This window comes from Pseudomonas chlororaphis subsp. chlororaphis (genome assembly GCF_003945765.1).
Classification (GTDB): domain Bacteria; phylum Pseudomonadota; class Gammaproteobacteria; order Pseudomonadales; family Pseudomonadaceae; genus Aquipseudomonas; species Aquipseudomonas chlororaphis.
Map to the genome: position 1 here is coordinate 6,009,950 of NZ_CP027712.1, position 21,387 is coordinate 6,031,336.

Below are 21,387 nucleotides of genomic sequence, written 5' to 3' on the forward strand. Positions count from 1 at the left end.
TCAAACCTGCGCGATCCACTTACGATGGGTATGGATCGACATCAAAACCCCAAACGCTGACAGCAGCGTCACCAGCGAAGTTCCTCCGTAGCTAATGAACGGCAACGGCACCCCCACGACCGGCAACAGGCCACTGACCATACCGATGTTGACGAAAACGTAAACAAAAAACGTCATGGTCAGGGCGCCGGCGAGCAATTTGCCGAACAGCGTCTGCGCCTGGGCGGTGATCACCAGCCCCCGACCGATCAGCAGCAGATAGATCAGCAGCAGGGCGCAAATGCCCACCAGGCCGAACTCTTCGCCCATGACCGCGATAATAAAGTCGGTGTGGCTCTCGGGCAAAAAGTCCAGGTGGGACTGGGTGCCGAGCAGCCAGCCCTTGCCGAAGACGCCGCCGGAGCCGATGGCCGCCTTGGACTGAATGATGTTCCAGCCAGTGCCCAATGGATCGCTTTCCGGGTCGAGGAAGGTCAGGATCCGCTGCTTCTGGTAGTCGTGCATGATGAAGAACCACATGGCGATCGCCACCGGTACCGCGGCAGCCAGCACGCTGAGAATCCAGCGCCAGCGCAGCCCGCCCATGAACAGCACGAAGGCGCCACCGGCGAGAATCAGCAGCGAGGTCCCGAGGTCCGGCTGGCGCACGATCAGAATGAACGGAATACCGATCAGGACCAGGCTGATGCCCACATGCTTGAGCTGCGGCGGCAAGGTGCGCTTGGCCAGGTACCAGGCGATGGTCGCCGGCATGATGATCTTCATGAATTCCGAGGGCTGGAAGCGAATCACCCCGGGGATGTTGATCCAGCGGGTGGCGCCCATGGCGTTGTGGCCCATGACATCCACCACCACCAGCAGTATCACGCCGAACACATAGGCCAGCGGCACCCAGCGCGCCATGAATCGGGGCTCGAGCTGGGCAATGACGATCATCGACACCAGGCCGATGCCGAACGACGTCGCCTGCTTGCCCAGCAGGTCCCAGCTCTTGCCGCTGGCCGAATACAGGACGAACAGGCTGCCGGCCGCCAGGGTCAGCAGCAGGATCAGCAATGGGCCGTCGATGTGCATGCGCTGCAGCAACGTCGCCCGGCGACGCATCACATCCTCGCTGGACAGGATGCGATCGAAATTACTCTTCACGGGCCGTAGCCTCCGCACTGATAGGGCCGGCAAACTCAGGCTTGAGCAGGCCATCCGGACCGAGTAGCCAGGCGTCCATCACCTGGCGCACCACCGGGGCCGCCACGCCGGAACCGGACTCGCCGTTCTCGACCATGACCGAGACCACGATTTTCGGGTTTTCCGCCGGCGCGAAGCCAACGAACAGGGCGTGGTCGCGATGGCGCTCCTGGACCTTGGAGCGGTCGTACTTCTCGCCCTGCTTGATCGCGACCACCTGGGCCGTACCACTCTTGCCGGCGATCCGGTATTGCGAGCCGATGGCCGCCTTGCGCGCCGTACCGCGGGCGCCGTGCATCACCTGCTGCATGCCGTGATTGACCTTCGTCCAGTCCGACGGATCGCGCAGGATGATGTCCGGCATCGGGTTTTCGTCCACCGGTTTTTCGCCCTCGATGGTCTTGGCCAGGTGCGGACGGTTCCATTTGCCCTTGTTCGCCACCAGCGCCGTGGCCTGGGCCAGCTGCAACGGGGTGGACTGCATGTAACCCTGGCCGATCCCGAGAATCAGCGTCTCGCCCGGGAACCAGGCCTGGCGACGGGTGGCACGCTTCCATTCCCGCGACGGCATCAGGCCCGGCGACTCCTCGAACATGTCCAGCGAGACCTTCTGGCCGATCCCGAACTTGTTCATGTAGGCCGACAACCGATCGATCCCCAGCTTGTGGGCCAGGTCATAGAAGTAGGTGTCGTTGGACCGCATGATCGCGGTGTCGAGGTCGACGTAACCGTCACCGCTGCGGTTCCAGTTACGGTACTTGTGATCGTAGTTAGGCAGTTGGTAGTAGCCCGGGTCATAGACCCGCGTGGAGGCCGTCACCACCCCGGAATCAAGACCGGCGATGGCCACCGCCGGCTTGATGGTCGAACCTGGCGGATACAAGCCGCGCAGTACCCGGTTGAACAGCGGACGATCGATGGAGTCGCGCAGCTCGGCATAGGCCTTGAAGCTGATGCCGGTGACGAACAGGTTCGGGTCGAAGCTCGGCTGGCTGACCATGGCCAGCACTTCCCCGGTGCGAGGGTCCAGCGCGACCACCGCGCCACGCCGGCCGCCCAATGCTGCCTCCGCGGCTTCCTGCAGCTTGATGTCCAGGCTCAGGACAATGTCCTTGCCGGGAATCGGGTCGGTACGCTTGAGCACCCGCAACACGCGGCCGCGAGCATTGGTCTCGACCTCTTCGTAACCCACCTGGCCGTGCAGCTCGGGCTCGTAGAAGCGCTCGATACCGGTCTTGCCGATGTGGTGGGTGCCACTGTAGTTCACCGGGTCCAGGGTCTTCAGCTCTTTCTCGTTGATCCGGCCCATGTAGCCCACCGAGTGCGCGAAGTGCGCACCCTGGGGATAATGACGAACCAACTGCGCCACCACTTCCACCCCAGGCAGGCGGAACTGGTTGACCGCGATCCGGGCGATCTGCTCTTCGTTGAGCTCGAACAGGATCGGCACCGGCTCGAACGGCCGACGCCCCTGCTTCATGCGTTTCTCGAACAGGACCCGGTCTTCCGGCGTCAGCTCCAGCACCTCGACAATGACATCGAGCACCTGGCGCCAGTCGCCGGAACGCTCGCGGGTCATGCTCAGGCTGAAGCTCGGCCGGTTGTCGGCCACCACCACGCCATTACGGTCGAAGATCAGGCCGCGGGTCGGCGGAATCGGCTGGACATGAACCCGGTTGTTTTCCGACAGGGTCGAGTGATAGTCGTACTGGATCACCTGCAGGTAATACAGCCGCGCGATCAGCACCCCGATCAGGCAGACCACGGCAATAGCCCCGAACACGACCCGGCCACGCACCAGACGGGCGTCTTTTTCGTGGTCCTTGATACGGATCGGCTGGGACATTAGGGGCGCGGGCTATTTGTGATAAGGGTGCCCGGACAGGACTGTCCAGGCGCGATACAGCTGTTCACCGATCAGGATCCGTACCAGCGGGTGTGGCAAGGTCAGCGGCGACAGCGACCAGCGCTGATCCGCCCGTGCGCAGACTTCCGGCGCCAGCCCCTCAGGGCCGCCGACCATGAAATTCACGGTACGCGAGTCGAGGCGCCAGCGATCCAGCTCCACCGCCAGTTGCTCGGTGCTCCAGGGCTTGCCGTGGACCTCGAGGGTGACGATCCGCTCGTTCGGGCCGACCTTGGCCAGCATGGCCTCGCCTTCCTGACGGATGAAACGAGCCACATCGGCGTTCTTGCCACGGGTATTGAGCGGTATTTCCACCAGTTCCAGCGCCAGCTCGGATGGCAGACGCTTGGCATACTCGTGCCAACCCTCTTCCACCCACTTGGGCATGCGTGAACCGACAGCGATCAGACGCAGGCGCACAGCCGTCCCTTATTGCTGGTCTTTGTTGAGCTTGGTGAAGTGCTCATGGGTGTGCTCCGGGCTGTGGTGCTTGCCATCGGCCGCACGGCTCTGCTCGGCGCCCTGCCACAGACGTTCCAGGTCGTAGAACTGGCGCGCGGAGGCGGTCATCATGTGCACGATCACGTCGTCCAGGTCCAGCAGTACCCAGTCGCTGTCGCCCTTGCCTTCTTCACCCAGCGGCTTGACGCCCTGGGCCTTGACCATCTCGCGGACCTTTTCCAGCATCGCGCCGATCTGGCGGTTGGAAGTACCGGTGGCGATGATCATGTAGTCGGTGATGCTCTGCTTTTCGCGAACATCGATCACCAGGACGTCCTGGGCCTTGACGTCTTCCAGCGCGGCGACTGCCACCTTGACCAGATCTTCGCCTTTCATTACTTGGTTAGTCATATAAAACTCGTTCAGCTCGTATGTGTGGCGCGTTGCACGGCATCAGCCGGCAGCGCGCCTTCAGTTCGGCCCACGGTAAAGACCGTGTGCATCGATATAGGCCAGGACCGCATCAGGCACCAGGAAACGTACCGACTTACCGCTGGCCAGCAGTTGACGGATCTGGGTGGCGGACACCGCGAGCGGTGTCTGCCAGACGAATGCAATGTGTCCTCCGGGCCCTTGCAGGGCCAGGGGATCGCTCACCGAGCGCGCCGCCAGCAGGTTGCGCAATGCATCCGGCGGCTCGCTGTCGGCATCCGGGCGTTGCAGCACCAGGATGTGGCAATGCTGGAGCAACTCTTCCCAGCGATGCCAGGTAGGCAGGCCGCAAAAAGCGTCCCAGCCCAGCAACAGGAACAACTGGTCATCCGCGGCCATCTCGGCCCGCATCTGTTCCAGGGTGTCTAGGGTGTAGGACGGCTTGTCCCGTTTCAGCTCACGGTCGTCCACCACCAGGGGTGAAACGCCCGCCACCGCACACTCGACCATCGCCAGACGGTCCAGCGCCGACACCTGCGGTGCATCGCGATGCGGCGGCCGCGCGCTGGGGGTCAGGCGCAGCTCATCGAGCCCCAGCGAATCGGCCACCTCCAGCGCACTGCGCAGGTGACCGATGTGCACGGGGTCGAAGGTACCGCCCAGCAGACCGATACGTTTGCTCATCAAGTGCGCACATGGCCGTCGCCGAAGACGACATATTTCTCGCTGGTCAGCCCTTCCAGGCCGACCGGACCACGGGCGTGCAGCTTGTCGGTGGAAATACCGATCTCCGCGCCCAGGCCATATTCGAAACCGTCGGCAAACCGGGTCGAGGCATTGACCATCACCGAGCTGGAGTCCACCTCGTTGAGGAAACGCCGGGCGTCGGTGAAGTTCTCGGTGACGATGGCGTCGGTGTGGTGCGAACCGTAGATGTTGATGTGCTCGATGGCCGCGTCCAGGCTGTCGACCACCAGGATCGACAGGATCGGCGCGGTGTACTCGGTACTCCAGTCTTCTTCGGTGGCCTCGATCACATCGTCGCCCAGCAAGGCACGGGTACGCGGGCAACCGCGCAGCTCGACCTGTTTGTCGCGATAGATCGCCGCCAGCGGCGGCAGTACGCGCTCGGCAATACCGGCGTGGACCAGCAAGGTCTCCATGGTGTTGCAGGGCGCGTAGCGCTGGGTCTTGGCGTTGTCGGCGATGCGAATCGCCTTGTCCAGGTCGGCCGCCACGTCGATGAACACATGGCAGACGCCGTCCAGGTGCTTGATCACCGGCACCTTGGCGTCGCGGCTGACCCGCTCGATCAGGCTCTTGCCGCCACGCGGCACGATCACGTCGACGAATTCGGGCATGGTGATCAGCGCGCCAACGGCCGCGCGGTCGGTGGTTTCCACCACCTGCACCACTTGCGCCGGCAGGCCGGCCACCGCCAGCCCTTGCTGGATGCAGGTGGCGATGGCACGGTTGGAATTGATCGCCTCGGAGCCGCCACGCAGGATGGTGGCGTTACCGGACTTGAGGCACAGGCTGGCCGCATCGATGGTCACGTTGGGGCGCGACTCGTAGATGATGCCGATCACGCCCAGGGGCACGCGCATCTTGCCGACCTGGATGCCCGAAGGCAGGTAGCGCATATCGCGGATTTCACCGATGGGGTCAGGCAGCTTGGCCACCTGACGCAGGCCTTCGATCATTTCGTCGATACGCACCGGAGTCAGCGCCAGACGGTCGAGCAATGCCGGTTCCAGACCATTGGCCCGGCCGTTGGCCAGGTCCTGCTCATTGGCGGCGCTCAGCTCGGGGCGAGCAGCGTCCAATGCATCGGCAGCCGCCAGCAATGCGCGGTTTTTCTGCGCAGTAGTGGCACGGGCGATTACCCGCGAGGCTTCGCGGGCAGCGCGACCCAAACGGGTCATGTAGTCAAGAACGGACTCAGTCATGGTCTGCTGTGGTCTTGGCAAAGAGGAAAGCGGCTGATTATAGCTGTCGCGCCGGTCCACGGACAGCGGTCACGGGCGGATGGTCGAAATGGACGGCAAATACCTCTCGTTCAGCCTGAATTAAGCCTGGAATTGATATCATTCCGAACCAATTCCCGTCATCGCTCCTGGCTACCATGTCCATTCTGTCCACCCCGACGCTGCCCAAGGCCCTGCCCGACCGCTTTTTCGATCGTGATGCCCAGGTCCTGGCCCGTGAACTGCTCGGCAAAATCATCCGCCATCGGGTCGGCGATCTGTGGTTGTCGGCGCGCATTATCGAAACAGAAGCCTATTACTGCGAGGAAAAAGGCAGCCATGCCTCCCTCGGCTACACAGAAAAGCGTAAGGCTTTGTTTCTGGACGGCGGCCACATCTATATGTACTACGCCCGTGGCGGCGATTCGCTGAACTTCAGCGCCCAGGGCCCGGGCAACGCGGTGCTGATCAAGTCGGCCTACCCCTGGGTCGACGAAGTCTCCGGCCCCGCCAGCCTGGCGCAGATGCTGCTGAACAATCCCGATGCCAGCGGCCGGCCGCGCCCCTCGCAAAAGCTCTGCGCCGGCCAGACCCTGCTGTGCAAGGCCCTGGGCCTGAAAGTCCCGGTATGGGATGCCAAGCGCTTCGACCATGAAGTGCTGTTCGTCGAAGATGTCGGCACGCCCGTCGCCAGCATCATCCAGACCACTCGCCTGGGCATTCCCCACGGCCGCGACGAACACTTGATGTACCGCTTTGTCGATGCCGCCTACGCCCCCTACTGCACCCGGAACCCGCTACGTCGCGGGCAGGTCGAAGGTCGCGATTATTTGCTGCTCGATTGATCCCTTTCGCAGGAGCCGGCGTGCCCGCGGACGACCTGATCGCGAGCAAGCCCGTTTCTACAGTTGAACCACCGAATAACCGGAGTTGAAAACCTATGGGCCAATGGCTCGATGGAATAACCGGCTGGCTGACGATGAACCCCCAATGGCTGGCGGCAGCCGTGTTCATCGTCGCCTGCGTCGAATGCCTGGCGATTGCCGGCCTGATCGTGCCTGGTACCGTGCTGCTGTTCGCCATTGCCGTGATGGCCGGCAGCGGCGCACTGTCCCTGGGTGAAACCCTGGTGCTGGGGTTCTTTGGCGGCTTGCTTGGGGACGTGGTGTCTTATCTGCTGGGCCGGCGTTTTCACCAGAATATCCGCCGCCTGCCAGGCCTGCGCCATCACCCGGAATGGATCAACGGCGCCGAAGCCTATTTCCAGCGGTATGGCATCGCCAGCCTGTTGGTCGGGCGCTTTATCGGCCCCTTGCGGCCCATGCTGCCGATGGTCGCCGGGATGTTCGACATGTCGTTCCCGCGCTTTTTCGCCGTCAGCCTGCTGGCCGCGGCCGGCTGGACCGTGGCCTACCTGCTGCCGGGCTGGGCCACGGGCGCGGCGATCCGCCTGCCCTTGCCTGAAGGTTTCTGGCCGCAGGCAGGAATAGTCGCCGCCAGCATCGCCGTGCTGCTGGGCCTGAGCATCAACAGCACCGTGCGCCGCCATCGCAAGGCCAGCCCGCTGGTGGCCGGCCTCAGCCTGGCGATCCTGGCGGGGCTGTTCATCGGTTACCCCTACTTGAACCATTTCGACCAGGGCCTGATGGCGCTGGTCCAGGAGCACCGCAGCCCGGCACTGGACGAGGTGATGGTGGTGCTCACCCAGTTCGGCGAATTCCGCACCATGCTGTTCGCCAGCGCCCTGGTCACCCTGCTGTTGCTGGTTGCCCGGCAATGGCGGCAGGCGATTTTCGCGGGCGCCACGCTGTTGTGTACCGCACTGGCCAACACCGGCACCAAGCTGTTCTTCGCCCGCGTGCGCCCGGAAGTCCTGACCGACCCACTGACCAGCTACAGCATGCCCAGCGGCCACAGCTCCGGTTCGTTCGCCCTGTTCCTGACCCTGGCGGTGCTCGCCGGTCGCGGCCAGCCGCCACGCATGCGCCTGACCTGGCTACTGCTGGGCTGTCTGCCAGCGGCGGCGATTGCCGTGTCACGGATTTACCTGGGCGCGCATTGGCCCTCCGACATCCTTGCCGGCGCCATGCTTGCCGCCTGCGTGTGCTCCGCCAGCCTGTGGGTCGCCCAGCGCCAGACCCCGCTGGAACCCATGCCGGCCAAGATCTGGTGGCTGGTCTTGCCGGCGCTGATCGCGTTGTTCGGCTTCGAAGCAGTCAGGCATCTACCCCACGCCATGCTGCGTTATGCCTACTAGATAGAGCGAACGCCCCTGTAGCCGCTGCCGCAGGCTGCGATAGGCCGAAGGCCTTCAGCGGTTTCGGAATCTGCGCCCACTGTGTGGGCGATCGCAGCCTGCGGCAGCGGCAGCGGCTACAGGATCAGGATCAGGATCAGGATCAGGATCAGGATCAGGATCAGGATCAGGCGAACAGTTCGCCCTGCAACTCGTCCAGCAACGCCTGGATCGCATCCAGGCGTTGCTGCGGATCGTCCAGTTGCAGCAGGTCGATCTTGTCCAGCTCGGAGAACGGCAACAGGTAGGCCAGCTGGTTGGCCAGCGACTGCTGGCCAGTGGCTTCGGTGCCCATGTTCAGGGCTTCGACCATCGGGTGTTCGGCCAGCGCCTTGAGCAAGGCGATCAGGTCCCCGTCTTCATCCTGCAGCGGCCGCTCCGGCGCCTCGTCCAGCCACTCGACTTCAGCCACCCGCAACTGATCGCGCTGCACTTCGCTGCTCAGCACCCGAAAACGCCGCCCGCCCTTGACCCGAATCCCCAGCAGGCCGTTGTCCTGCTGATGGAAGTCAGTGATCAGCGCTTCACAGCCCACCCGCGCAAAACCTTCCGGGGCGATACCCACCTCTTCGCCTTCGAGGATGCACACCACGCCGAAGCCGCTGCTCTGTTTCATGCAGCGACCGATCATGTCCAGGTAGCGCGCCTCGAAAATCTGCAAGTCGAGAATGCAGTCGGGGAACAGCACCGTGTTCAGCGGGAAAAGCGCCAGGCTCATACAGGTTTCCTTAAACCACCAACGACACCGCCAACGGCAGGAAGACCGCCGTGGCCACACCCATCAGACTCATCGCCAGCGCCGCGAAAGCACCGCACTCATCACTTTCCTGCAAGGCCACCGAAGTGCCCACCGCGTGAGCCGTCATGCCCAGCGCCATGCCCCGGGCTTCCGGGCTATGCACCTGCAGGCGGTTGAGGATGGCCGGACCGAAAATCGCCCCGATCACCCCGGTGATCAACACGAATACCGCAGCCAGCGCTGCGACACCGCCAATCTGTTCGGCCACCAGCATGGCGATCGGCGAGGTCACTGATTTCGGCGCCATGGTCATCAGGATCATGTTCTCGGCACCGAACCACCATCCCAGCAGTACACCCAGGCCGGTGGCGACCACCCCTCCAATCACCAGCGTAGTAAATATCGGCCAGAACAACTGTCGAATCCGCCGCAGGTTGAGGTACAGCGGTACGGCCAGCGCCACCGTGGCCGGGCCCAGGAGAATGCTCAGGATCTCCGTGCTCTTGCGGTACTCGGCGTAGCTCAGGCCACAGCTCAGCAGCACGCCGATCACCAGCAACATGGAGACCAGCACCGGTTGCAGAAAGATCCAGCGGGTTTTCTCGAAGGCCGCGAGCACCAGTTGATAGGCGCCCAGGGTAATGCCAATGCCGAACAATGGATGGTGGATCACCGACGCCCAGGCGCCCTGCCAATCGAACATCATTGGCCGCCCTCCCGATGTCCGTGGCGCTTGACCAGCCGCTGCATCAGCACGCCGACGAAGGCCATGGAGATCACCAGCGACAACACCAGCGCGCCGACTATCGCCCAGAAGTCCGCGGCGATATCCGCCGCGTACACCATCACGCCTACCGCGGGCGGCACCAGCAACAGCGGCAGGTAACGCAGGAGGCTGGAGGCGGCCAGGTTCAGCGGCTCGCCCACCTCGCCGCGCGCCACCAGGAAGATCAGCAGCAACAGCAGGCCGACAATCGGCCCCGGCAGGATCGGCAGGAACAGATGATTGATCGCCGTGCCGAGCAATTGAAACAGCACCAGCCATGTCAGACCGCGTAACAACATCTCTCATCCCCCCGAAAAAACGCCGGGCATTATAAGCACGCGAACGCTATGCACCGGCATTCGCCAAAAGCATGGAAGGTTGACCGGAGCAAACCCCCATGATGATCTACAGTGGGTGGTCAGGGGGTACGCCCCCCGCCCCTTTAGAACGATAAAACCGATGAACCCAAGGAGAGTCTCAATGCCGTATGTTCCTGTTGCAGAGCTCAAAGATTATGTCGGAAAGGAACTAGGACGTTCCGAATGGCTCACCATCGATCAGCAGCGTATCAACCTGTTCGCCGAAGCCACGGGTGACTTCCAGTTCATCCACGTCGACCCGGTGAAAGCCGCCCAGACGCCGTTCGGCAGCACCATCGCCCACGGTTTCCTGTCGCTGTCGCTGATCCCGAAACTGATGGAAGACATCCTGATCCTGCCCGAGGGTCTGAAGATGGCGGTCAACTACGGCCTGGACAGCGTGCGCTTCATCCAGCCGGTCAAGGTCGATTCCAGGGTCCGCCTCAAGGTCGACCTGGTGGACGTCACCGAGAAGAAACCCGGCCAATGGCTGCTCAAGGCCACCGCCACACTGGAAATCGAAGGCCAGGAAAAACCAGCCTACATCGCCGAGCCCTTGTCCCTCTGCTTTGTCTGAAACCTTCCTGATGCGAAACAGCTCACGCTGTTTCGCGCAGCCTCTCTATATATAAGCCTCGCTGCTGCGGCATACTCGGTCCCCTAATTATCCGGATCCCGCTATGCACCCACTTGTACCCCTGGCTCTGACCCTGTTGCTCACCGCATGTGGAGACGGCGAATCGCTGCTGCCTCCCGACGCCCGCCTGCCGGACGGTGGCCGCTACCGCGGCGATGTGGTCAACGGGTTGCTGCAGGGCCAGGGGCGCATCGACTACCCCAACGGCAGCTGGTATGCCGGCCAGTTCGACAGCGGCCAGTGGCACGGCCAGGGCGAATGGCACGGCAGCGACGGCGAGGTCTACCTCGGTCAATTCCAGCAGGGCCTGTTCCACGGCCAGGGCAGCCTGACCACCAAGGACAGCAGCTACACCGGCGGTTTCAAACTGGGCCGGCGCGACGGTGAAGGCACCCTCAAGGAACGCGGCATGACCTACCGCGGCGAATTCAAGTCCGACCTGTATTCCGGGCTCGGCCGTCTCGAACTGGAAGACGGCAGCCAGTACCAGGGCCAGTTCTCCCGCGGCAAACCCAACGGCGAAGGCCAGCGCAGCGATGCCAGCGGCAACCAGTTCAGCGGCCACTTCGTCGATGGCCAGCTGGAAGGCAACGGCACCTTCAGCAGCGCCGAGGGCGACCTCTACGTCGGCGGCTTCAAACAGAACCAGCTCAGCGGCAAGGGCCGCTACGAAAACGCCGACGGCGATGTCTGGATCGGCCAGTTCAAGGAAGGCGCCCTCAGTGGCAAGGGAGAACTGATCGGCGTCGACGGCAGCCACTACATCGGCCGTTTCAGCGACTGGCGCTTCAGCGGCCAGGGCCGCCTGAACCTCAGCGACGGCAGCTTCTATATCGGCGGCTTCGAAGGCGACAACTACCAGGGCCACGGCGTGCTGGTGCTGCGCGATGGCACCGTGCAAAGCGGCGACTGGATCAATGGCCTGCGGGTTCGCGATGCCGACGGCCGACTGTTGCCCGACCCACTGGAGACCGGCCTGTTGGCCCAGGGCCGCCTGCTCGACGACGCCCTCAGCGCGGTGCCGGCGTCGACACCCGCCATCGAGCTCTACAGCCTGACGCTGGCCGGCGATGGCAAGCAAAGCGTGTTTCTGCGCGAGGCCGACTATGTCAGCAACATGCTCGCCACCCGCTTCGGTGCCTACGGCCAGATCCGCCTGGTCAACCATCGCGACCGCCTCGACAGCCGGCCCATGGCCACCCGGGAAAACCTGCGGCGCGCGGTCCAGGTCCTGGCCGAACGCAGCGGCCCGGAAGACCTGTTGTTTCTCTACCTGACCAGCCACGGCACCAGCGAACACGAGCTGGTGCTCGATCAGCCGCGCCTGGAGCTGGCCGACCTGCCGGCCGACGAATTGGCCGCGGTACTGGCGCCACTGAAAAACCGCGACAAGATCATCGTGATCTCGGCCTGTTATTCCGGCGGGTTCATTCCCGCGCTCAAGGATGAGCGGACCCTGATCATGACCGCTTCGCAGGCCGACCGCGTATCGTTCGGCTGCTCGGAAGAAGCCGACTTCACCTACTTCGGCGACGCCCTGTTCGCCCAGGCGCTGAACCAGACCGACGACCTGGAGCAGGCCTTCAAGCTGGCCCGGGCGACCGTGGCCGAACGTGAACTGGCGGACAACTTCGAAGCCTCCGAACCGCAGATCTGGGCGCCCAAGGGGGTCTTGGCGCACTGGCAGCATCTGCGCAAGCAACAAGCACGAAAGGCGCTGCAAAGCGCCGCCAACGACAGCAAGGAAGCAAAGAGCAACTAAGCTGAAACAGTATCAAGGGGGAAACATTATGTACTTGACGCCTCAGCATATCTTGCTCGCCGGCGCGACCGGCCTGACTGGCGAGCACTTGCTCGACCGCCTGCTCAACGAACCCACGGTAACCCGCGTACTGGCGCCCAGCCGGCGCCCCTTGAGCGAACATCCGCGCCTGGAAAACCCGGTCGGCGAGCCGGCGGTACTCCTGCCGCAACTCAGCGGCCGGGTCGACCTGGCGTTCTGCTGCCTGGGCACCACTATCAAGAAAGCCGGCTCCGAACAAGCGTTCCGCGCCGTCGACCTGGACCTGGTGGTGGCCTTCGGCAAACGCGCACGGGAGATGGGTGCGCGGCACCTGGTGGTGATCAGCGCCTTGGGCGCGGACGCGAAATCCTCGATTTTCTACAACCGGGTCAAAGGCGAAATGGAACAGGCGCTGAAGGCCCAGGACTGGCCGCAACTGACTATTTGCCGGCCGTCGCTGCTGCTTGGCGAACGCATCGAACCGCGTCTCGCCGAACAGCTGGCCGGCCCGCTGTCCAAGCTGATTCCCGGCAAATACCACGGCATCGAAGCCTGCCATCTGGCCCGGGCCATGTGGCGCCTGGCGCTGGAAGAGCAGGATGGCGTGCGGATCGTCGAGTCCGACGAATTGCGCAAGCTGGGTAAATAAACGCCATGGATCGCGCCTGTAGCCGCTGCCGCAGGCTGTGATCGACTGCGCAGCGGGCGCAATCCTGACGACGCGATTGCCGCACTACCGCGCCGCCCGCCTCTACGGCCGCTACGCGACCGATCGCAGCCTTCGGCAGCGGCTACAAGGTTACAACCCGCCTGTAGCCTGGAAACCAACCCCCAATACCGTCAGCACCGACAGCGGCAACAGCAGCGTGTCGAGCAAGACGCTGGCCGGCAGATCGACCCCCGGATAGCTCGGTGCTTCGGCACCGAAGCGATCCATCGGGCAACAACCGCCCTGCATCACATACAGATCCAGGCGCGTCCCGGAATACACCACCGGTGCGCCCGGCTTGGCCGCGTTCAGCGTGCGTGCCGTGGCGCAGCCGCCCAGTTGCAGGGCGACCAGCAGGATCAGCAGCGACTTACTCATCGCTGCTCAGGTGATGCTCGCCCCACCGCGGCAACATGTCTTGCGGGATGTTCAACAGGTTGAGAATCCGCGCCACGACAAAATCCACCAGGTCGTCGATGGTCTGCGGCTGGTGATAGAAACCCGGAGAGGCCGGCAGAATGGTCACGCCCATGTTCGACAGCTTGAGCATGTTTTCCAGGTGAATGCTCGAGTAAGGCGCCTCGCGCGGTACCAGGATCAACTGGCGGCGTTCCTTCAGGGTGACGTCCGCCGCCCGTTCGATCAGGTTGTTGCAGGCGCCCGTGGCGATGGCCGACAAGGTACCGGTGGAGCAAGGCACCACCACCATCGCCGCCGGCGAACCGGAGCCCGAGGCCACCGGCGACATCCAGTCTTCCTTGCCATACACGCGGATCTGCCCGGCTGCCGCACCGGTGTACTCGGTGAGGAAGGCCTGCATGGTCTGCGGCTTGGACGGCAGGGTCACGTCGGTCTCGGTCGCCATCACCAACTGCGCGGCCTTGGAGATCAGGAAGTGCACTTCACGATCTTCGCGCACCAGGCAATCGAGCAGGCGCAGGCCGTACTGGGCGCCCGAGGCGCCGGTCATCGCCAGGGTGATGCGTTCCGGGCCGTTGTTCATCGCAGTGCCTCGGCCAGCTTGCCGTGCAGGCCGCCGAAGCCGCCGTTGCTCATGATCACCACGTGGGTGCCCGGCTTGGCCTGGCTCTTCACCCGCTCGATGATGCCTTCCAGGGAGTCGCTGACAATCGACGGCACGCTGCACAGCGCGGCGGTGGTGCCCAGGTCCCAGCCAAGGTTGGCCGGCGAATACCAAACCACCTGATCGGCCTGGTTGACGCTTTCCGGCAGCCCGTCACGGTGGGCGCCGAGCTTCATGGAGTTGGAGCGCGGCTCGATGATCGCGATCAATGGCGCATCGCCGATGCGCTTGCGCAGGCCATCCAGGGTGGTGGCGATGGCGGTCGGGTGGTGAGCGAAGTCGTCGTAGATGGTGATGCCATGGACTTCAGCCACCTTCTCCATCCGCCGCTTGACGCTCTTGAACGCGCTCAGCGCAGCGATGCCCATGGCCGGCACCACGCCGACATGGCGCGCCGCGGCCAGGGTGGCCAGGGCGTTGGCGACGTTGTGCTGGCCGGTCAGGTCCCACTCGACCACGCCTTGGGCCTCGCCTTCGAACATTACTTCGAACTTCGAGCCGTCTTCGCTGAGTAGCTTGACCTGCCATTGGCCACCCGCTCCGGTGGTTTGCACCGGGGTCCAGCAGCCCATGTCGATCACCCGTTGCAGGGCCGGCTCGGTGGTCGGGTGGATGACCAGGCCTTCGCTCGGGATGGTCCGCACCAAGTGGTGGAACTGCCGCTCGATCGCCGGCAGATCTGGGAAGATGTCCGCGTGATCGAACTCGAGATTGTTCAGGATCGCCGTGCGCGGACGGTAGTGCACGAACTTCGAGCGCTTGTCAAAGAAGGCGCTGTCGTATTCATCGGCCTCGATCACGAAGAACGGTGTGCCGCCCAGGCGGGCCGACACCGAGAAATTCTGCGGCACGCCACCGATCAGGAAGCCCGGGCTCATGCCCGCATGCTCCAGCACCCAGGCCAGCATGCTGCTGGTGGTGGTCTTGCCGTGCGTGCCGGCCACCGCCAGCACCCAACGGCCTTGCAGCACATGGTCAGCCAGCCATTGCGGGCCGGAAACATAGGGCAGGCCCTTGTTCAGCACATATTCCACCGCCGGGTTGCCGCGGGACATGGCATTGCCGATCACCACCAGATCCGGCGCCGGGTCAAGCTGGGCCGGGTCGTAGCCCTGGGTCAACTCGATGCCCTGGGCTTCGAGCTGGGTGCTCATGGGTGGGTAGACGTTGGCATCGGAGCCGGTGACATGATGGCCCAGTTCTTTGGCCAGAACCGCCATCGAGCCCATGAAGGTGCCGCAAATACCGAGAATATGAATGTGCATAGAAGGCCTCGTAAAACATCGAGGCAGGTTAGCGTAGAGGGCTGCAAATCGCACTCTTTAGCTGATGGGGAACAGGCTGTTGTCGCTGCCGGAGGCTGTGACGAGTTCTGTGGGGCTTTTGCCGGGGAATCGCTCGAACGCGGCTGGAGCCTTGGACTGCGGTTACCGACGTATCGGCGGTTGCGCCGCCTATCGCGAGCAAGCTTCGCTGCTACAGATACAGTGCGCATTCCTGTAGGAGCAGCCGATCGACGCTCGATTGCTCGCGATGAACGATAACCCGGCACCGCGCCTAGCGAGCGATCCCATGCTTGCGCAGCTTTCTATAGAGGGTGTTGCGGCTCACCCCCAGCTGCTCGGCGGTGTGGGTCATATGCCAGCGCTGTTGTTCCAGCACATTGAGCAAGGCCAGGCGTTCGGCATCGTCCAACGGGTATCCGCCCGCCTCCTCGACAGCTGCCGGCACCGGCGCCGGGCGGCCCTGGCGAATCATCGCCGGCACATCCTCTAGGCCGATGCGTCCGTCGTCGCAGAGCGCCGCCAGGGTGCGCAATACGTTGCGCAGTTGCCGCACGTTGCCTGGCCAGTGGAAGTCCAGCAGGGCCTGGCGTGCCGGGCCGTCGAGCGAGACCTGCTGGTCGCCGGCCTCTTGCGCCAGGAGAAAATCCAGCAGCTGGGATTTGTCGCTGCGCTCGCGCAGCGCCGGCAAGGCGATTTCCAGGCCATTGAGCCGGTAATACAAATCCTCGCGGAAGCTGCCATCCCGCACCCGCTCCAGCAGGTCCCGGTGAGTGGCGCTGATGATGCGCACGTTGACCGCCTGCGGCTCGCCGCCGATAGGCACCACCATGCGGTCCTCCAGCACCCGCAACAGGCGGGTCTGCAAGGCCAGCGGCATATCGCCGATTTCATCGAGGAACAGCGTGCCACCATCGGCCTGCTGCAACTTGCCGCGCATGCCTTCCTTGCGTGCCCCGGTGAAGGTGCCGCCGCGATAACCGAACAACTCGCTTTCGATCAGACTTTCCGGGATTGCCGCGCAGTTCAAGGCAACGAAGGCTTTCTCCGCCCGCTGGCTGGCATGGTGCACCGCCTTGGCGAACGCCTCCTTGCCGGAGCCGGTTTCGCCGTTGATCAGCAGCGGCACATCGCGCTCGAACACGCGCAAGGATTTACGGAAGTCATCTTGCAGGGCCGCATCGCCCAGGCAGATCTCGGGCAGACGCGGACGCTCCAGCACCGCCCTCGGCGGCAGCGGTTGCGGCACGCTGCGCGGCTGGCCACGCAACACCGCGAACAGATGTCGCCCATCACGGGTGCGCAGCGGCCAGCTGGCGCTGGCATTGACACTGGCGCGGCCCAGCAACTCGTCCAGCGAGCAGTCGAAAAAGGCTTCCACCGGTTTGCCCAGCAAGCCGCCGCGAATATGCCCCAGCAGATTCAAGGCGCTCTGGTTCACCGCGCTGATCCGCCCTTCCCCGTCGAATGCCAGCAAGCCTTCGCTGAACAAGCCGACGGACTCGGCCTGCAGGTGAAAACGCAGCAACCATTGATTGTCGAAATAGCGCAGGAAATAGCAGCTCTCGATCATCTTCGCCGAGAGATTGACCAGAGCCATGGTGTGGAACTGGCTCTGGCGCGACACATCCGGGCGCGCCGAGGAAACATCGAGCACCGCCAGCAGTTCACCGTGAGGGTCGAACACCGGGCTGGCCGAGCAAGTCAGGCCGGTATGGCGGCCACGGAAATGTTCGTCCTGGTGGATGGTCAGGGACTGGCGCTCCACCAGGCAGGTGCCGATACCGTTGGTGCCCTCGCAGGCCTCGCTCCAGTCGGCGCCGAGCCAGAGCCCGGCGCGCTCGAAAATCTTGCGCTCGGCGGGCGCGGTGACACAGTTGAGGATCACCCCGCGGGCGTCGGTCAGCAGCACCGCATGTCCGGCGCCGGACAGCTGCTGGTGCAGGCTGGTCATCTCGTTGCCGGCGATCTGCAGCACCTGCTGCAGGCGTTCGCGGCTTTCCAGCAGACGTCCGTGCTCGAGCACGGTGGGCGCCATGCTCAGGGCCGGGTCGAGGTGATAGTCCTCCAGGCAACGCAGCCAGGAGCGGGCGATGGAAGGATCGCTGCCGGGCCCCTGCAGATGGGTCTTGCCTTGGGTCACGGTCAGCACTTGCTGGGCGTGCCGGGTGAGGTGATTGCTGTGCATTTCTTATTGTTCTCCCCGAGAGGTAAGACCCGGATCGCTCGTCAAACGAACCCTGTAGCCGCTGCCGAAAGCTGCGATAAGGTCCGCAGGACCTTTGGCGGTTGCCAGAACGACGCCCGCGTTGCGGTCGATCGCAGCCTTCGGCAGCGGCTGCATCGACCTCTTCGGATCAGCGCGAAGCCCAGCATCCTCCAGCCATGGATGCATTGCAATGCTGCTTCGACCAATGAGTCACAGGCTGTGCCACAAGCGGTACAAAGTGTCACCCGACCTGTGCCACAACTGCCACATACGCCCGGCACGCAGCCGCTGAAACATTCGTAAATCCTTGATTTTACTGGCCTGCAACGCAGTGGCCCGGGCTTTGCTCTACGCTTTTACAAGCGCAACAGCGCGTCCTCCCCTATAAGCACAAAAGCCAGGAGATACCCACCATGCGTTATGCACACCCCGGTACTGAAGGCGCTATCGTTTCGTTCAAGAGCAAATACGGTAACTACATCGGCGGCGAATTCGTCGCGCCTGTCAAAGGTCAGTACTTCACCAATACCTCGCCAGTAAACGGCCAACCGATCGCCGAGTTCCCGCGTTCCACCGCCGAAGACATCGAGAAAGCCCTGGACGCCGCCCATGCCGCCGCCGATGCCTGGGGTGCCACCTCGGCACAGGCCCGCTCGCTGATCCTGCTGAAAATCGCCGACCGCATCGAGCAGAACCTCGAACTGCTGGCCATCACCGAAACCTGGGACAACGGCAAGGCCGTGCGGGAAACCCTCAACGCCGACATCCCCCTGGCCGCCGACCACTTCCGCTACTTCGCTGGCTGCCTGCGGGCCCAGGAAGGCAGCGCCGCGGAAATCGACGGCAACACCGTGGCCTATCACATTCACGAACCGCTGGGCGTGGTCGGGCAGATCATCCCGTGGAACTTCCCGCTGTTGATGGCCGCCTGGAAACTCGCCCCGGCCCTGGCCGCCGGCAACTGCGTGGTACTCAAGCCGGCCGAGCAGACCCCGCTGGGCATCTGCGTGCTGATGGAGCTGATCGGCGACCTGCTGCCGCCGGGCGTGCTCAACGTGGTGCAAGGCTTCGGCAAAGAAGCCGGCGAAGCCCTGGCCACCAGCAAGCGCATCGCCAAGATCGCCTTCACCGGTTCGACGCCCGTGGGCTCGCACATCATGAAATGCGCCGCCGAGAACATCATCCCGTCCACCGTGGAACTGGGCGGCAAGTCGCCGAACATCTTCTTCGCCGACATCATGCAGGCCGAACCGAGCTTCATCGAAAAGGCCGCCGAAGGCCTGGTGCTGGCGTTCTTCAACCAGGGCGAAGTCTGCACCTGCCCGTCCCGCGCCCTGGTGGAAGAGTCGATCTACGACGAGTTCATGCAAGTGGTGATGAAAAAGGTCGAACAGATCAAGCGCGGCGACCCGCTGGACACCGACACCATGGTCGGCGCCCAGGCGTCCGAGCAGCAGTTCGACAAGATCCTCTCGTACCTGGAAATCGCCAAGGGCGAAGGCGCGCAGCTGCTGACCGGCGGCAAGGTGGAGAAACTCGAGGGCAACCTGGCCAGCGGTTATTACATCCAGCCGACCCTGCTCAAGGGCAACAACAAGATGCGCGTGTTCCAGGAAGAAATCTTCGGCCCGGTGGTGAGCATCACCACCTTCAAGGACGAAGCCGAAGCCCTGGCGATTGCCAACGACACCGAGTTCGGCCTTGGCGCCGGCCTCTGGACCCGCGACATCAACCGCGCCTACCGCATGGGCCGGGCGATCAAGGCCGGTCGTGTGTGGACCAACTGCTACCACCTGTACCCCGCCCACGCGGCGTTCGGCGGTTACAAGAAGTCCGGCGTCGGCCGTGAAACCCACAAGATGATGCTCGACCACTACCAGCAGACCAAAAACCTGCTGGTGAGCTACGACATCAACCCGCTGGGCTTCTTCTAAAAACCAGCAACGCCAGGGACAAGGGTGAAGCCGCCAACGCGGTTTCACCCTTGGGGGCCGCTCGCGCAAGCTCGCGATGACGACCTCAAGGCAGAACACTCCATCGCCTTGCAACACCGATCCGGTCTGCCGACCGGGCACAACAATAAGAACAGGTGAACCCTTATGCCTAGCGAACATACCGGCGTGCAGTCGGCTGGCTCTTCGGTCGACTTTGAAAAAGTCGGCTCCGACTATTTCCAACAACGCGAACTGAAAAAAGGCGCGGCAGGCTGGGTCCTGCTGGTGGGCCTGGGCGTGGCCTACGTCATCTCCGGCGACTACGCAGGCTGGAACTTCGGCCTGGCCCAGGGCGGCTGGGGCGGCATGTTCCTCGCCACCCTGCTGATGGCCACCATGTACCTGTGCATGTGCTTTTCCCTGGCCGAGTTGTCCTCGATGATCCCCACCGCTGGCGGTGGCTACGGTTTCGCCCGCAGCGCCTTCGGCCCCTGGGGCGGCTTCCTCACCGGCACCGCGATCCTCATCGAATATGCGATCGCCCCAGCGGCGATCGCGGTGTTTATCGGCGCCTATTGCCAATCGCTGTTCGGCATCGGCGGCTGGATGATCTACCTGGCGTTCTACATCGTGTTCATCGCCATCCATATCTTCGGGGTCGGCGAGGCACTGAAGCTGATGTTTATCATCACTGCCGTGGCCGCCATCGCCCTGGGCGTATTCCTGGTGGCGATGGTGCCGCACTTCTCGGTGGCCAACCTGCTGGATATCCCGGTCACCGAGGCCGTGGGTGCCAGCAGCTTCTTGCCGTTCGGTTATGTCGGTGTGTGGGCGGCGATTCCCTACGCCATCTGGTTCTTCCTGGCGGTCGAAGGCGTCCCGCTGGCCGCGGAAGAAACCAAGAACCCCAAGCGCGACCTGCCGCGCGGCCTGATCGGCGCCATGCTGGTGCTGCTGAGCTTCGCCCTGCTGATCCTGGTGATCGGCCCGGGCGGCGCGGGGGCCAACGCCCTGCTGACCTCGGGCAACCCGCTGGTGGAAGCCCTGGCCAAGGCCTACGGCGGTTCGACCTGGATGGGCAGCTTCGTCAACCTGGTGGGCCTGGCCGGCCTGATCGCCAGCTTCTTCTCGATCATCTACGCCTACTCGCGGCAGATTTTCGCCCTGTCCCGCGCGGGTTACCTGCCGCGCAAGCTGTCGGAAACCAACAAGAGCAAGGCGCCAGTCCTGGCGCTGGTGATCCCCGGCATCATCGGTTTCGGCCTGTCGCTGACCGGCCAGGGCGACCTGCTGATCCTGGTGGCGGTGTTCGGCGCGACCATCTCCTACGTACTGATGATGGCCGCACACATCACCCTGCGCATCCGCCGCCCCAAAATGGATCGTCCGTACCGCACCCCGGGCGGCATCTTCACCTCCGGCGTGGCCCTGGTACTGGCCTGCATCGCTGTGGTGGCGGGCTTCCTGGTGGATCCGCGGGTGGTCATTGGCGCCGCGATCATCTATGGAGTATTAATTGCTTACTTTGCTTTCTACAGTCGGCATCACTTGGTAGCAGGCACGCCCGAAGAAGAATTCGCGGCCATTCAGAAAGCTGAAGAAGCCTTGCACTAACCGCCGAAAACCTCGACGCAGGGGCCACGTCCCTGCGTCGTCA

Annotated in this window: 20 protein-coding genes; 7 read left to right on the forward strand and 13 right to left on the reverse strand. The window is 63.7% G+C overall.

The window, feature by feature from the left end:
- The 6 genes from rodA to C4K27_RS27330 are packed head-to-tail and all read right to left on the reverse strand — an operon-like array spanning window position 1 to window position 5,913.
- Window positions 1–1,104: a rod shape-determining protein RodA gene (rodA, locus tag C4K27_RS27305; RefSeq protein ID WP_051003959.1), complete on the reverse strand. Its 1,104-nt coding sequence runs from the start codon at window positions 1,102–1,104 to the stop codon at window positions 1–3.
- A 31-nt stretch (window positions 1,105–1,135) separates the two neighbouring features.
- Window positions 1,136–3,031, reverse strand: coding sequence for a penicillin-binding protein 2 (gene mrdA, locus C4K27_RS27310; RefSeq protein WP_007927109.1), 1,896 nt, complete (start codon window positions 3,029–3,031; stop codon window positions 1,136–1,138).
- Window positions 3,032–3,043: 12 nt separating this feature from the next.
- Entirely contained in the window at window positions 3,044–3,511 is a 468-nt protein-coding gene (rlmH, locus tag C4K27_RS27315) for a 23S rRNA (pseudouridine(1915)-N(3))-methyltransferase RlmH (protein WP_003185785.1), read from the reverse strand.
- 9 nt (window positions 3,512–3,520) lie between these two features.
- Entirely contained in the window at window positions 3,521–3,943 is a 423-nt protein-coding gene (gene rsfS, locus C4K27_RS27320; RefSeq protein WP_007927111.1) for a ribosome silencing factor, read from the reverse strand.
- A 60-nt stretch (window positions 3,944–4,003) separates the two neighbouring features.
- Window positions 4,004–4,648, reverse strand: a complete 645-nt coding sequence (nadD, locus tag C4K27_RS27325) for a nicotinate-nucleotide adenylyltransferase (RefSeq protein ID WP_007927112.1) — start codon at window positions 4,646–4,648, stop codon at window positions 4,004–4,006.
- The gene (locus C4K27_RS27330) at window positions 4,648–5,913 is read right to left on the reverse strand and encodes a glutamate-5-semialdehyde dehydrogenase (RefSeq protein WP_053262799.1); all 1,266 of its coding nucleotides are present in this window, start codon (window positions 5,911–5,913) and stop codon (window positions 4,648–4,650) included. The genes nadD and C4K27_RS27330 overlap by 1 nt, the downstream gene beginning before the upstream one ends.
- A gap of 176 nt (window positions 5,914–6,089) precedes the next feature.
- Here C4K27_RS27330 and C4K27_RS27335 point away from each other — a divergent pair, with 176 nt between their 5' ends.
- Complete coding sequence (locus C4K27_RS27335; RefSeq protein ID WP_007927114.1) at window positions 6,090–6,776, forward strand: DNA-3-methyladenine glycosylase; 687 nt, start codon at window positions 6,090–6,092, stop codon at window positions 6,774–6,776.
- 95 nt (window positions 6,777–6,871) lie between these two features.
- Window positions 6,872–8,188 carry a bifunctional DedA family/phosphatase PAP2 family protein gene (locus tag C4K27_RS27340; protein ID WP_053262800.1) on the forward strand — a complete coding sequence of 439 codons (1,317 nt, stop codon included), beginning with the start codon at window positions 6,872–6,874 and terminating at the stop codon, window positions 8,186–8,188.
- 166 nt (window positions 8,189–8,354) lie between these two features.
- Here C4K27_RS27340 and C4K27_RS27345 read toward each other — a convergent pair whose 3' ends face one another.
- From C4K27_RS27345 to C4K27_RS27355, 3 genes are read right to left on the reverse strand one after another with little or no spacing between them, the layout of a single operon-like run.
- Window positions 8,355–8,945, reverse strand: coding sequence for an LON peptidase substrate-binding domain-containing protein (locus C4K27_RS27345; protein ID WP_053262801.1), 591 nt, complete (start codon window positions 8,943–8,945; stop codon window positions 8,355–8,357).
- 10 nt (window positions 8,946–8,955) lie between these two features.
- Window positions 8,956–9,672, reverse strand: coding sequence for an LrgB family protein (locus C4K27_RS27350; protein WP_007927117.1), 717 nt, complete (start codon window positions 9,670–9,672; stop codon window positions 8,956–8,958).
- Window positions 9,669–10,031: a CidA/LrgA family protein gene (locus C4K27_RS27355; RefSeq protein ID WP_009045794.1), complete on the reverse strand. Its 363-nt coding sequence runs from the start codon at window positions 10,029–10,031 to the stop codon at window positions 9,669–9,671. The genes C4K27_RS27350 and C4K27_RS27355 overlap by 4 nt, the downstream gene beginning before the upstream one ends.
- 181 nt (window positions 10,032–10,212) lie before the next feature.
- Here C4K27_RS27355 and C4K27_RS27360 point away from each other — a divergent pair, with 181 nt between their 5' ends.
- The 3 genes from C4K27_RS27360 to C4K27_RS27370 all read left to right on the forward strand — a co-directional run bounded on the left by C4K27_RS27360 (window position 10,213) and on the right by C4K27_RS27370 (window position 13,160).
- On the forward strand, window positions 10,213–10,668 hold the full coding sequence (locus C4K27_RS27360) for a MaoC family dehydratase (protein ID WP_053262802.1): 456 nt from the start codon (window positions 10,213–10,215) through the stop codon (window positions 10,666–10,668).
- A 103-nt stretch (window positions 10,669–10,771) separates the two neighbouring features.
- On the forward strand, window positions 10,772–12,490 hold the full coding sequence (locus tag C4K27_RS27365) for a C13 family peptidase (protein ID WP_053262803.1): 1,719 nt from the start codon (window positions 10,772–10,774) through the stop codon (window positions 12,488–12,490).
- Window positions 12,491–12,518: 28 nt separating this feature from the next.
- Window positions 12,519–13,160, forward strand: coding sequence for an oxidoreductase (locus tag C4K27_RS27370; RefSeq protein ID WP_007927124.1), 642 nt, complete (start codon window positions 12,519–12,521; stop codon window positions 13,158–13,160).
- A 150-nt stretch (window positions 13,161–13,310) separates the two neighbouring features.
- Here the strand turns inward: C4K27_RS27370 and C4K27_RS27375 are convergent, their stop codons facing one another.
- The 4 genes from C4K27_RS27375 to C4K27_RS27390 all read right to left on the reverse strand — a co-directional run bounded on the left by C4K27_RS27375 (window position 13,311) and on the right by C4K27_RS27390 (window position 17,775).
- Window positions 13,311–13,598 carry a YceK/YidQ family lipoprotein gene (locus C4K27_RS27375; RefSeq protein WP_053262804.1) on the reverse strand — a complete coding sequence of 96 codons (288 nt, stop codon included), beginning with the start codon at window positions 13,596–13,598 and terminating at the stop codon, window positions 13,311–13,313.
- Window positions 13,591–14,223: a flavin prenyltransferase UbiX gene (gene ubiX, locus C4K27_RS27380; protein WP_007927126.1), complete on the reverse strand. Its 633-nt coding sequence runs from the start codon at window positions 14,221–14,223 to the stop codon at window positions 13,591–13,593. Before ubiX ends, C4K27_RS27375 begins: the two co-directional genes overlap by 8 nt.
- The gene (gene mpl, locus C4K27_RS27385; protein WP_053262805.1) at window positions 14,220–15,569 is read right to left on the reverse strand and encodes a UDP-N-acetylmuramate:L-alanyl-gamma-D-glutamyl-meso-diaminopimelate ligase; all 1,350 of its coding nucleotides are present in this window, start codon (window positions 15,567–15,569) and stop codon (window positions 14,220–14,222) included. The genes ubiX and mpl overlap by 4 nt, the downstream gene beginning before the upstream one ends.
- A 292-nt stretch (window positions 15,570–15,861) precedes the next feature.
- Window positions 15,862–17,775 (reverse strand): sigma-54-dependent Fis family transcriptional regulator, encoded by a 1,914-nt coding sequence (locus tag C4K27_RS27390; protein WP_053262806.1) that lies wholly within the window; start codon window positions 17,773–17,775, stop codon window positions 15,862–15,864.
- 434 nt (window positions 17,776–18,209) lie between these two features.
- Here C4K27_RS27390 and exaC point away from each other — a divergent pair, with 434 nt between their 5' ends.
- On the forward strand, window positions 18,210–19,730 hold the full coding sequence (gene exaC, locus C4K27_RS27395; protein ID WP_007924088.1) for an acetaldehyde dehydrogenase ExaC: 1,521 nt from the start codon (window positions 18,210–18,212) through the stop codon (window positions 19,728–19,730).
- Between the two features lie 165 nt (window positions 19,731–19,895).
- The gene (gene eat / locus C4K27_RS27400) at window positions 19,896–21,344 is read left to right on the forward strand and encodes an ethanolamine permease (RefSeq protein WP_007924089.1); all 1,449 of its coding nucleotides are present in this window, start codon (window positions 19,896–19,898) and stop codon (window positions 21,342–21,344) included.
- The last annotated feature ends 43 nt before the right edge of the window (window positions 21,345–21,387 follow it).